The organism is Melaminivora alkalimesophila (genome assembly GCF_000282995.1).
Lineage (GTDB): Bacteria > Pseudomonadota > Gammaproteobacteria > Burkholderiales > Burkholderiaceae_C > Melaminivora > Melaminivora alkalimesophila.
In genome coordinates this window covers 1-465 of sequence record NZ_ALEE01000389.1, presented here as the reverse complement: position 1 = coordinate 465, position 465 = coordinate 1, and the positions used below count along the sequence as shown (strand labels likewise).

The window sequence follows — 465 nt, the reverse complement described above, 5'->3', positions numbered from 1 at the left end:
GGCGGCAACGCAGGCGCCGCGGCCGCCGCGCCGCCTCAGGCGCTGGCCTGCTGCAGCAGTGTCTTGGCGTCGCTGACCTCGAACTTGCCGGGCGCCTCGACGTTGAGCTGCACCACCTTGCCGTCCTTGACCAGCATCGAGTAGCGGTTGCTGCGCAGGCCCAGGCCCTTGCCGTTCAGGTCCAGCGTCAGCCCGGTGGCGCGGGCGAAGGCGGCGTCGCCGTCGGCCAGCATGCGCAGCTTGCCGGCCGTCTTCTGGTCCTCGGCCCAGGCGCCCATGACGAAGGCGTCGTTGACCGAGACGCACCAGATCTCATCGACCCCGGCGGCCTTGAGCTGATCGGCGTGTTCCACGAAGCCCGGCACGTGCTGGGCCGAGCAGGTGGGCGTGAATGCGCCGGGCACGGCGAACAGCGCGATGGTCTTGCCGGCCGCCGCCTGCCGCACCTGCACCGGCTGGGGGGGG

1 protein-coding gene is annotated in these 465 nt (G+C 72.3%); it reads right to left on the bottom strand.

The features are described from left to right. Positions 1 to 35 precede the first annotated feature (35 nt). Positions 36 to 465 (bottom strand): peroxiredoxin (locus tag A612_RS07520; protein ID WP_019373892.1); only part of this gene is annotated, 430 nt, incomplete at its 5' end.